Below are 12058 nucleotides of genomic sequence, written 5' to 3'. Positions count from 1 at the left end.
AACGGCCCGGCTACAGGGAGCCTTCTGATTCGCTGCGCTGCGGTGTTGCCATCCCGACGGACTACGCGCAGTGCATGTCGACCTGTGCTCCGACCGCGGTCTTGAGGACCAGCAGCGCGTCAATGGCGCTGATCTTGTGATCGGCGTTCACGTCGCAGCGATTCAGCGGGCAGCTTCCGACTCCGACCGCGCTCTTCAGGATCTGGAGCGCATCCGACGCCGTCACGCTGGCGTCGCCGTTGGCATCGCCGCACTGCGGATCCGGCAGAGTGATGGTCGTCGTGCTGCTCGACGTGGTCGTGCTGGTCGTCGTTGTCGTCTCGCCGCATCCCGGAATTGCGGTACCCGTGCATAGACCCGCCGCGCAGACGTCGTTGCTGGTACATGCGTCGCCGTCATCGCACGCGCTGGTGTTGTTCGCATGGATGCAGGCACCCGCCCCGTCGCAATGATCGTTGGTGCAGACGTTGCTGTCGTTCGTGCAGCCCGCCTGTGCCGACTTGAATCCATCGGCGGGACACGCGGCGCTCGAACCGGTGCATTTCTCCACGGCGTCGCAGACGCCGGCCGCCGCGCGACACGGCGACGACGCGGCAAGCAGCGTGCAGGCCGCCGAGCAGCAGGGCTGGGCGACATCGCACTGCTCGAGCCCCTCCACGCGCCCGTTGCCGCAGCTCTCGATGCGACAGCTGGCGTCGCAGTGGTCGCCGCTGACGGTGTTTCCGTCGTCGCACTCCTCGGAGCCGAGCAGATTTCCGTCGCCGCACACGTTGACCGCCGGCTCCGGCGCGGCGCCAGGTATCACCGCGCCGCTGTCGGAGTTGGCGCTCGGCATTCCGAAGATCGTCTTGTCTCGCGCCAGCGTGACCGAGATGCCGTAGTCGTCCGTGTCACCCGGATCGTCCGAAGTCGGCGGTGGATAGTCGCTTGTGAAGACGTACTTGCTGAGGGTGCGAAGCGGCGCCGCGGCGCTGCCGCGCTCGAAGAGGTGAGCCTTGTACCCTGGAGCACCGACGAGCAGGGAGTCGCCGCGCATATCCAGCGAAGTACCGAAGCCGAGCACCGCTGACGGATCGGGAGACGCCAGCACCTGCCCCGTGATTGTCCAGTCGTCCGCGCCGCGCTCGATGATCGAGACGCTTCCGCCGCCGGGCGCGCCGGAATCGTCGCGCGGTGCGCCGATGGCTGCTGTCGTCCCGTCGATTGCCACCGCGATTCCGAAGCAGCTGCCGGTGCCGGACGGGTCCGTGACGATGCTGTCGAGCTGCCACGGCGCGCCGTCCTGCCGGTATGCGTAGACCGCGCCTCCAGCGGCGCAGCCACTCGTACCAGCCACGGCCCCCGGAGCGCCGACAAGAATCGACAGACCCGAAACGTCGACGGCCTGTCCGAAGCGTGTGCCACCGGTTGGCGCGATGAGCTTCGCCGTCTGCATCCATGTCGAGCTCGAGCGCTGATAGACGACCGCACAGTCGCCGCCGGGCGCACCGACGACGATCGTGTCTCCGCTGATCGCCACGTCCGTTCCGAACAGTGTGCAGTCACCGCTCGTATCGACGAGCTTCGCCTGGAAGCTCCAGACCCCGTTGTCGCGCACGTAGACCGACGCGCTGCCGTCGTGGCTCGACGAGTGATCCAGCGGCGCGCCGACTACGATCGTTTCGCCGTCCGCATCGACCGCACTGCCGAACCCGGTCGATGGACCGCTGGCGTCCGGGTCGACAATGGCAAGCACTTCCACGTATCCGAGACGGAGGTCTCGATTGAGGATATGAACCTTGCCCGTGCCCGCATTCTTGAGCGCCGGTGCTCCGACGACGAGATATCCGTGGTCACCCGTGAAATCGTCGGCGTCGGGTTCGCCGGGCGTGGCAGATACGGCGCGCGCGAATTCATCGCCCGACGTGAGGCCGGCAGACGTAATTTTGACCTTTATGTCTGCAGTCGGGTTGATCGAGCAGTTGCACCGCGAGTTGGCACTGGGAAAGGCATTCGAGGTGCCAGAGCAGACGTCTGTCGACGTATTGTCCCAGCTCGTACAGAGGTTCACCTCGAAAAATCCGTCCCCATCGGCATCGACGCACCCGGCGGAAAGGTTGGTTACGGGAACCTGGAGCTCTACGTTCTTGTCGATGTCTCCGCATTGATCGCCGTCAAAAGACGAAAGGTCGGGCGGCACGGTGAAGATCGTGCAATCGCCTCTCGTAGATGCGAGGGGATCGGGCCCGAAGTAGAAGGCTACATCGTATTCGCGATGACTCGGAGCCATGACGTTCACTTCTCCGTCAAAGCGGAACGAGTCGCCGGGCAGGGCGCATCCTTGTCGGAGCGACTGGACGGTAATCGACTTGGCCGTAATGTCCGTGCCCGAGCACGCAAAAGATTTTGAAGCTGCTTCGTTAAGGCACGGTGCTGCAAGCGCGGGCGCCGGAATCTGCGCAAGCGTGAGCACGAAGAGCCACGCGCAACGGCCGGAAACGCGACTTGGCGCCGCGAACGACGTCGAGCGCTGTCCGTTCCGAGTTCCATCGTAGTTCATCAGTCCCTCCCAGGCCCGCCGCAAACTGGCGACCGGGTGTGATTGACGACACCCGTCGCACCCCCGGCGCCGCAGCCGGCCCTAATTGCCGGTCCGACTGCACCAAGACAAGGTTCGCGAGCAGTTCTCATGCGATTGCTGTCGCTGGTCCGCGCGGTGACCGTCGGCCACGTCGGGATTGTAAACCGCAGTCAACAGTGAGAGCAGTCCGACAAGTCATTGCGCTCAGCAAAGAGGTTCCTCGAATGTCGTCACCAAGGACCGCTCGTATCTTCGCCCTGCTTCTCCTCCTCACGGCCGGACAGGCTCGAGCCGCCGGAATTGCCGACCACCAGCAGTGTTTCAAGATCAAGGACCCGCAAACGAAAGCGACGTACTCGGTCGACCTGATTCCCGGCGATAACGCGTTCCCATCGGCCACGGGGTGCCAGGTAAAGGTTCCGGCCAAGCTCCTTTGCATCGATGTCGAAAAGACCAACGTCTCGCCTGTACCTCCGGGCGCCGACCCCGGGCCCGCTGTGCAGAAATCTCTTTGCTACAAGGTCAAATGTCCGAAGATCACGCCGACCGTGGTGGTCGAGGACCAGTTCGGAAGCCGCAGCGTCACCGTGAACGGGTCGAGCTATCTGTGCGCCCCCGTTCCTGTACCGTCGACTACGACCACGACGCTTCCGGGCTCCTGCACGACGGATGGCGATTGCGACCCGGTGACCAACGGTCAGGCGGTCTGCTCCGCGGGAACCTGTGTGGTCGGCTCCTGCAATCCCGGCTACGGCAACTGTAACGGCCTCGTTGCCGATGGCTGCGAGGTAACCCTCGACAGCAACCCCGCCAATTGCGGCAGCTGCGGCACCATCTGCACGGCCGCAAACGGTACTGCCGGCTGTACGTCCAGCACCTGCACAATTGGTTCCTGCAGCGCCGGGTTCACCGATTGCAACAATTCTGTCGTCGACGGCTGCGAGGCCGCGACAACCAGTGACCCGAACAATTGCGGCGGATGTGGGACCACTTGCGCGGCACCGAACGGCACTCCCGGCTGCACGTCCGGCACCTGCACGATTTCCGGCTGCAACAGCGGCTTTGCCAACTGCAACGGTATTCCCGGGGACGGCTGCGAGGTCGGCACGAGCAGCGACACCAACAACTGCGGCGGGTGCGGATTAACCTGTGCGGCAGCGAACGGCACAGCTGGCTGCTCGTCCGGCAGCTGCACGATTACCGGTTGCAACAGCGGCTTTGCCAATTGCAACGGGAATCCTGCCGACGGCTGCGAGACCATTACGAGCAACAACCCGAGCAACTGCGGTCTTTGCGGAGTTGTCTGCGGCGGCGGCACGCCGAACTGTTCGAGCGGGACTTGCGTGCCGTGATCGGCTGACGACTACCTCGCGCCGCCGTCGACGCGAATACTCTGCCCGGTGATCCAGCGCGCGTCGTCGCTCGCGAGAAACGCGACGACGTCGGCGATGTCGGCCGGATCGGCGATGCGTCCCATCGGCGTGCGGGAGACGATCATCGTGCGAAACGCCGGATTCGTGCGCTCGAGATTGCCGAACATCTCGGTCTCGGTGGGACCGACGAGCACCGCGTTAACCGTGATCTGCCGCGAGGCGAGCTCATTCGCACAGACCAGCGTGAGCTGCTCGAGCGCCGCCTTGCTCGCGCAGTAAACGCTCTGGCCGGCAAAGCCGACGGTGGTTGCGCCGCTCGAGATGTTGACGATGCGACCGTGGTCGGGAAGCACGCGAGCAGCTTCCTGCATGGCGAAATACGGCCCACGCGTGTTGACGCCGAAGACCCGCTCGAAGTCTTCCTCGCTGGTCTCGACGATGGATTTCTGCATCGCCGTCGCCGCGTTGTTGACGACGATGTCGATCCGCCCGAAGCGCGCCGTGGCCTCGCGGAACAGGCGCCGGACTTGTTCCACGCTGCCCATGTCGGCCTGGATGACGGCGGCCTGGCCGCCGCGCTCCTCGATCGCCTGCGCGACTTCGCGCGCCGGAGCCTCTGCGTGAGCGTAGTTCACGGCTACCGCCGCGCCGTCGGCCGCCAGCCGCAGCGCAATCGCGCGACCTATGCCGCGCGAACCGCCGGTGACGATCGCCGCCTTTCCATTGAGTCGGCCTGCGAGTCTGTCGTCTCCCATGCGTCCGGCCTCCTTCGCCGTGAGGCGAGAGTCGGACAAATCGGGACGAGAATCGATTACCTCGGAGGTAAAAACCGCGGATTCACTGTTTCAATGCTTCATGCGTCGCAACTGAACGGCTCGCGTCAACGGCGCTACTGAACGATTGTCAGAAACAGAAACTGTGAGGCAGCCCGCTCGGGTGACGTGATAAATCGCACACCTCGCTCGCTTCGGTTCGCCATAGCTGTGCCAGTGCGTGTATCAGTCGTCGCTCAGCGGGAGATGAACCCCCGCTGACAAAGCTGTTTGGCCGACTGCGCTCCTGGTCCAAACAAGGAGAAACGATGCGCTTGAAGAACCTACCCGATACAACTGCTGACGGCTCTCTTTCGCAGATCCCTTTTCTCCCGAGCACCCGTCTGCTCTTCCGACTTTGGTTGCTCGCTGTTGCCTTGCTGGTCTTTGCAGCCATCGATCAGGCGCAAGCGTCCGTCGAGTACGACTGGTTACTCTCGGGAAAGGGCAACCAGTACTGGCAGCCGCCAACGACAACAGCAGTGGCAGCAAATGCGACAGCACCCGATTCCTCGACAGACAAGTTGTTCGACAATTCCGGGATGAGCGGAACTGCCTACCCGCAAGACACGCACGACTCGCTCTACGCGAATATGTGGATGTCTCCTGCGTACACCAGCTCCGATACAAGCTACAAGTACGTACAGATCGATCTCGGTGCGAGTTATCCGCTTGGCAAGATGCTCGTGTGGAACTTCAACAAATTCCAAAGCGGCGTTTCGTGGGCCGGCCGCGGAGTACGCTTATGCTATATCGGTTACTCGAATGACGGGGTGAACTTTACATGGCTGGACGGCGGGTACGGGTATGGAGGCCTTTTCCAACTCGCCAAGGCGCCGGGGACGTCTGCAAATTTTGCAGCAACGAATCAGCAAGGCACGGACGATCCAATCGATTTCAAGGGCGGTGCCGGCAGATATGTACGCATCTGGCTGAGGTCGAACTGGGGCGGTGCGAGCGGCGACGGATCTTCGATCTACTACGGCTTGAGCGAGCTGCGAGTCTACAGGTACGCTTCGAGCGTCAACGCTGCCGGCGATTTTATCGCCGCGAAAGCACTGGAGAGCAGCAGCGCAGGGTATTACCCGGCCGACGCGACCACGAACAACTTCGGCATGTCCGATTCAGGCTCCGGTACGTATGCGACGTCGGCAACGACAGATACGGCCGGCGGCTGGTATAGCGCGCTGAACGATCCTGCACCGTTTCTTCTCTACGACCTGGGCGGCACGTACCCGCTAAGTAAGCTCTACGTCTGGAACTTCAACGTATATTACTACCTTCCGCTGTGGGGTCGCGGCATCAAGAATGCTTCGATCTGGTATTCAGTTACCAAAAACACGTTCGACTGGCACCGGCTCGACGGTCCGAACCCCGACAAGACATGGACCTTCGCCGCCGCGAGCAGCACCTCCGGTCAGGGATACACAAGCGCCATCGACTTCAACAACACGCCTGTCCGATACGTCAAGATCGTGCCGAACGTCGGACTGGGAAACGGCAATTGGGGCGGTGCGTACGGCGACACGCAGCCATACTATGGGCTCGGCCAGGTCCGTTTTTATGCGGGCCCGGGAACGGTCGCTGAGCCCAGTCCGCGATGGACCGGTATGACAGGTCAACGCAGCTCTACGACTGCGGGATGGGGAGGAGCAGACGGTGGCTATTCGATTCCGTACCATCTGTTGTCGACAGGTCAGAGTCGTTCGCTGTTCACGTACTCCGATACCTTCAACGACACATGGAACGCGACGAGCTACAATCGCGGTGGCTCCGGTTTCATCAACAACTCGAATGCGGTCTGGAGCGGTACGGCTACGCTCAATCCCTCCGTAGCCAACATGGCATTTGACGTGAGCCACTCGGTGATTCCGACGCCGAGCCTGTTTCCCGCCGCATGCGGCACGTCGAGTGCTTGTAATGAGGCGCTCGATCAGTGTGTCGCCGCATGTGCCCCGGCAAATACCGCACCATGCCTGAACGCGTGCCAACCCACACCGCAGTTTTACTGGCTGATGGGAGGCGTCTACCTGAACAACACGCAGCAAGGTCAACCATTCAGCCCGCCGAGAATTTACTTCTTCGGCCAACGGTTCCAGTTCGTCGGCGGCACTGTCGGTCCGCCGGCCACGGTGGGAACGCTCGTGCAACGCGGGGGATCGGTCATCTCGGTCGACGCCGGCGGGACCTCGGGGTCCGGGATCAACTGGTCAACCGTAGCCCAGTACGACACTGCGGCTTACTACGTCGATGAAGCCGCAAACGTCGAGTACAGCTTTGCACACGAGGTCTACATGGCCGAGGACGAGCTCGACGGGTACGACTTTCTCTACATCTACGGCGTAAAGGCGACGCACGAGTCTACCTGCCCATTCGGCGAATGTCGGTACGGGCTCGTCGCCCGTGTAGCCTCGCGCTACCTCACCAGTCCGTCGCAATGGCGTTTCTATGACGGCACGAACTGGGTCGCGGGCGTGACGAACGCCGCACCGATCACGGGATGCGATGCGGTCACCGGGTGCGATTTCGGTCTGACGGCGAGCGTGAACCAGGTTTCCGGCGGGTTCCAGATGACCACGATGAAGAACACCATCGGCAGCGTGCAGATCTCGACTGCCGCCAACCCATGGGGACCGTTCACCACGTGGACGACGCTCTACAGTCCTCCCGAGAACAACGTCGACTGGTTCGACGGCGGGGTCTGGTGGTATACCGCCACCAATCATCCCGAGTTGGCTCCGAGCGGCGAGTCATTGATCAGCTACAGCGTGAACGAGCCGGCAAAGGACCCGAACGTTCCTCACATTCCCTACATCAACGATTCAGATGTTTATCACCCGCGATACGTGCGTGTGCGAAACATCCAGTAACGGCTGACGCGGCGGCTACTCATCAGGGCGCGTGCCGGCGCTGCGCGAACGGACGAATTCCGCGAGAGATACCTGCCGGGACGCGAGGAAACGGCTGACACGGTCGGTCGCCGCGCGGTCGCGGGCTAATATCGCGCGGCGCTTCGCGACAGCCGCCGGAATCATTCGGATCGCATCGACCCACGCACGGCCGAGCGTCCTTGCGGCCTCGAGAGGCGACGAAGCCGACGTGATCGCCGCGGCTGCGCCGTTGCCGCGAGCGGCATCGAGACCCATGCGCAGAAGCCTTGCGAACGTCACGAACGGCATCGCGGCGAGCGCGGACGCCGGAGCGGTGTGAATCATCGCCGCAACATGGTTGCGCTCGACCAGGTACGCCTTGAGTAAGGAGTGCGCACCGCTCGCCGACGACAGCTCGTGCAGCACGCGCACTTCCGGCAACCACGCAAAGCGATGACCGGCCGCGATCATCCTCAGGCCGAGATCGCCGTCCTCGCAATAGCAGAAGAAGTTTTCGTCCATGCCGCCCGCCTCGCGCCAGCAATCGGTGCGGTAGAGTGCGGCGGCGCCTGACGGAACTCCGATCCGATCGTCCGGAATGCAATCGTACTGGCCGCGGTCGGTCTCGCCGAACGCGTGCGGGAACCCGATTCCGTCACGCGTGAACCACAGGCCGGCAGCGCTCTGAAGCGTGCGGTCGTCGGTGCAAAGAAGCTTGAGGCACGCGCCTGCCGCATCCGGCGGCACGCCGGGCAATGCGCGACGCAAGGCCTCGAGCGAACCGGGAGCCAGCATCGCGTCGTTGTTCAGCAGCAGGACGAATGGCGCGTCGGTCGCAGCGACGCCGCGATTGCACGCAGCGGCAAAGCCGATGTTCGCGCCGGGCTCGATGCGCGTCGTGACGAGCGCATGCTCGCCGAACAACTTCGGCGGCTGATCGACCAGGATCACCTCATCGATTCCGGCAAGGCTGTCGAGACAGCGCCGCGTAGGCTCCGGATCGCCGAAGTGGACGATCACAGCAGCGATGCGAAGCGGAGCGGTTACACAATCAGCGACGCGAAGCGGAGCGGTTGCAGCGTCAGCGACGCGAAGCGGATCTACGGAGCCAGCGACGCGCAGCGAATCGGTCACGGAGTGTCAGCCGGCGAGGCGTTCCTTCAGAATGCGATTGACGGACGCCGGATTGGCCTTGCCCTGGCTCTCCTTCATGACCTGCCCGACGAAGAAGCCGAAGAGCTTGTCCTTTCCCGCGCGGTACTCGGCGGCCTTGTCCGGATTGGCGGCGAGCACGCGGTCGACCACGGCGACGATCGCGCTCTCGTCGGTCACCTGCACGAGCCCTTCGCGCTCGACGATCGTGCGGGCGTCGTCGCCGCTTTCGACCATCTTCGGGAACACGCTCTTGGCGATCTTTCCGCTGATCGTGCCGTCGTCGATCAGTGCGACGAGGCCGGCAAGCTGGCGCGGGGTGATCGGGAGCTTCGCGTAGTCGGCTTCGCCTTCGACGGCGGTCTCGTTCGCGATGCGGATCACGTCGCTCATGATCCAGTTGGCGAGCGCCTTGGCGTTCGGATGCACGGCGACGGCCGCCTCGAACCAGTCGGCCAGCTCCTTGCTCGCCGTCAGCACGCCGGCGTCGTACTCGGAAAGGCCATACGCTGTGGCGAAGCGAGCGCGCCGCGCATCGGGCAGCTCGGGCATCTCACTTTTGACGCGCGCGATCCATGCTTCGTCGATGACGAGCGGCATCAGGTCGGGCTCCGGGAAATACCGGTAGTCGTGCGCGTCTTCCTTGCCGCGCATCGGACGCGTCTCACCGCGGTCGGCGTCCCACAGGCGCGTCTCCTGCACGATGGTTCCGCCGTCGAGCAGGATCTCGGCCTGGCGCTCGATCTCGTATGCAATCGCGCGCTCGACCGAGCGGAAGCTGTTGAGGTTCTTGGTCTCGGTGCGCGTGCCGTACTTCTCCGCGCCGCGCTTCCGCAGGGACACGTTCGCGTCGCAGCGCATGCTGCCTTCGTTCATGTTGCCGTCGCTGATGCCGAGATAGCGGACGATCGAGCGCAGCTTGCGCAGGTACGCCGAAGCCTCGGCGCCGCTTCGCACGTCGGGCTCGCTGACGATCTCGAGCAGCGGCACGCTCGCGCGATTCAGATCGACCATCGACCAGCGGGGGCTCAGGTCGTGGATGCTCTTGCCGGCATCCTCTTCCATGTGGATGCGCGTCAGGCGCACGGTCTTCGGCGTGCCGTCGAGGTCGAACTCGACGCGGCCGTGCTCGCAGTACGGCTGCTCGTACTGCGTGATCTGGTAGGCCTTCGGCATGTCGGGATAAAAGTAATTCTTGCGCGCCCAGCGGCTGCTTGCGTTGATCGTGCTCCCGGTCGCGAGCGCCGCGCGGATCGCGTACTCGACGGCGTGCTGATTGAGCACCGGCAGCACACCGGGCATGCCGAGGCAGACCGGGCACGTGTGCTCGTTCGGACCGGCGCCGAATGCGGCCGAACAACTGCAGAACAGCTTGGTTGCCGTCGCGAGCTGGCAGTGCACTTCGAGCCCGATGACGGCCTCGAAATCGCCTTCTTCGTAAAACGAGTGCCGGCTCACGCGGCCAGCTCCGGAAGTCGCTCGTGCCAGGCCGTCGCGTCTTCGTACGATGCCGCGATGCCGAGCAGCGTCTGCTCGTCGAGCGGCCGGCCGATCAGCTGAAGGCCGATCGGCATACCGTCGCTGTCGAATCCGCACGGAACCGACATCGCGGGAAGACCGGCGAGCGGCGCCGAGATCGTCAGCACGTCCGACAGGTACATCTTGAGCGGATCGTCGGTGCGCGAGCCGATCGCGAACGCGGTTCCCGGCGCGGTCGGCGTCACGATCGCGTCGCAGGTGCGGAAGGCTTCCTCGAAGTCGCGACGGATCAGCGTGCGCACGCGCATCGCCTTCGAGTAGTACGCGTCGTAGTAACCGGCCGACAGCACGTACGTGCCGAGCATGATGCGGCGCTTGACCTCGGTGCCGAAGCCGGCGTCGCGCGTCTCTCCGTACATTTCGCGCACGCCCTTGTCTTCGCCGCGCCTGAGGCCGTAGCGCACGCCGTCATAGCGGCCGAGGTTGGACGAAGCTTCGGCAGTAGCCACGATGTAGTACGTGGCCACCGCATACTCGGTGTGCGGCAGCGTGACCTCGACGAGCTTCGCGCCGAGCTCTTCGAGCATTGCCATCGCCGATCTCACCGCGACGTCGACGTCGGTGTCGAGCCCGCCGATGAAGTATTCGCGCGGAATTCCCAGCGTCATGCCGTCGAGCCGGCGGTCCTTTTCGGCGATGAGACCTGCGTAGTTCGGAACCGGCGCGTCGATCGACGTCGAATCGCGCGGATCCTTGCCCGCGACCGCGCCGAGAAGCAGCGCGGTGCCGCGTGCGGTGGTCGCCATCGGACCGACCTGGTCGAGCGACGACGCGAATGCGATCACGCCGTAACGGCTGACGCGCCCGTACGTCGGCTTCATGCCCGTGATGCCGCAATACGAAGCGGGCAGGCGGATCGAGCCTCCTGTGTCGGTGCCGTACGAGCCGAGCACCTGCCGGGCTGCAACGCTCGACGCCGAGCCGCCCGAAGATCCGCCCGGCACGCGCGACAGATCCCACGGATTGCGCGTGATGCCGAGACCGGAGTTCTCGCACGACGAGCCCATCGCGAACTCGTCCATGTTGAGCTTGCCGACGAGGACGGCGCCGGCGCGCCGCAGGCGATCGACGACCGTGCCGTCGAACGTCGGCACGAAGTTCTCGAGGATGCGCGACGCGCACGTCGTCGTCACGCCTTTGGTGACGAAGATATCCTTGAGGCCGAGCGGGATGCCGGTAAGCGGCGTCGCTTCGCCGGTCGCGATCCGCCGGTCGGCTTCGTCTGCCTGAGCGCGTGCAAGGTCGGCGGTCACCGTAAGGAAGCTTCCGACGTTCGTGTCGGTCGCCTCGATGCGGGCCAGGCATGCGTCGGTAAGCTCGCGGGCGCTCACCTCACGAGCGGCGAGCATCTGCGATGCTTGTTCGATCGATAGCTCGTTCAGGCGCGTCACGGAGTCTGCAATTCCTTTCGCATCATTCGATGATCGGCGGGACGGCGAAGAAATGCCCTTCGCTGCGCGGTGCATTGGCGACCGCCTCTTCGGCCGCGAGCGCTTCGTCGCGCTCGGCGATCGTGTCGTCGCGCCAGGCTCCCGAGACCGCAACCACGTGGGAAGTGGGCTCGACCGACGTCGTATCCAGCGTCGACAGCTTGTCTACGTACTCGAGGATGCGCGACAGGTCGGCGGCCATCGAGCGGGTCTCGTCTTCACTCAGGCGCAGCCGCGCCAGCGACGCGATCCGCCGCACGTCTTCTTCGCGAATTGCCATGATTCTCCGGGGAGTAACACGGCGCCTGCAAGCGCGCAAAAG

At 64.1% G+C, this 12058-nt stretch carries 8 protein-coding genes; 2 read left to right on the top strand and 6 right to left on the bottom strand.

Annotated elements, in window-relative coordinates; translation table 11 throughout:
* Window positions 1-61: 61 nt before the first annotated feature.
* Entirely contained in the window at window positions 62-2269 is a 2208-nt protein-coding gene (locus tag VN634_11755; GenBank protein ID HXC51553.1) for a dockerin type I domain-containing protein, read from the bottom strand.
* Between the two features lie 515 nt (window positions 2270-2784).
* Between VN634_11755 and VN634_11750 the strand changes: the two genes are divergently transcribed.
* Complete coding sequence (locus VN634_11750; protein ID HXC51552.1) at window positions 2785-3912, top strand: hypothetical protein; 1128 nt, start codon at window positions 2785-2787, stop codon at window positions 3910-3912.
* Window positions 3913-3923: 11 nt separating this feature from the next.
* On the opposite strand, the gene VN634_11745 is transcribed toward VN634_11750, so the two are convergent.
* Window positions 3924-4688, bottom strand: coding sequence for a glucose 1-dehydrogenase (locus tag VN634_11745; GenBank protein HXC51551.1), 765 nt, complete (start codon window positions 4686-4688; stop codon window positions 3924-3926).
* 326 nt (window positions 4689-5014) lie between these two features.
* Between VN634_11745 and VN634_11740 the strand changes: the two genes are divergently transcribed.
* A complete protein-coding gene (locus tag VN634_11740; protein HXC51550.1) occupies window positions 5015-7615 on the top strand; it encodes a discoidin domain-containing protein in 2601 nt (866 codons plus the stop codon).
* A gap of 15 nt (window positions 7616-7630) precedes the next feature.
* Here VN634_11740 and VN634_11735 read toward each other — a convergent pair whose 3' ends face one another.
* The 4 genes from VN634_11735 to gatC all read right to left on the bottom strand — a co-directional run bounded on the left by VN634_11735 (window position 7631) and on the right by gatC (window position 12016).
* Entirely contained in the window at window positions 7631-8635 is a 1005-nt protein-coding gene (locus VN634_11735) for a glycosyltransferase family 2 protein (protein ID HXC51549.1), read from the bottom strand.
* A gap of 120 nt (window positions 8636-8755) precedes the next feature.
* Window positions 8756-10225, bottom strand: a complete 1470-nt coding sequence (gene gatB, locus VN634_11730) for an Asp-tRNA(Asn)/Glu-tRNA(Gln) amidotransferase subunit GatB (protein HXC51548.1) — start codon at window positions 10223-10225, stop codon at window positions 8756-8758.
* Complete coding sequence (gene gatA, locus VN634_11725) at window positions 10222-11697, bottom strand: Asp-tRNA(Asn)/Glu-tRNA(Gln) amidotransferase subunit GatA (protein HXC51547.1); 1476 nt, start codon at window positions 11695-11697, stop codon at window positions 10222-10224. The genes gatB and gatA overlap by 4 nt, the downstream gene beginning before the upstream one ends.
* A 22-nt stretch (window positions 11698-11719) precedes the next feature.
* The gene (gene gatC, locus VN634_11720) at window positions 11720-12016 is read right to left on the bottom strand and encodes an Asp-tRNA(Asn)/Glu-tRNA(Gln) amidotransferase subunit GatC (GenBank protein HXC51546.1); all 297 of its coding nucleotides are present in this window, start codon (window positions 12014-12016) and stop codon (window positions 11720-11722) included.
* Between the last annotated feature and the right edge of the window lie 42 nt (window positions 12017-12058).

The organism is Candidatus Limnocylindrales bacterium (genome assembly GCA_035571835.1).
In the GTDB taxonomy this organism is placed as follows: Bacteria; Desulfobacterota; Binatia; order UBA1149; family CAITLU01; genus DATNBU01.
The sequence above is the reverse complement of the archived record's forward strand: the minus strand, read 5'-3'. Positions and strand labels throughout refer to the sequence as shown.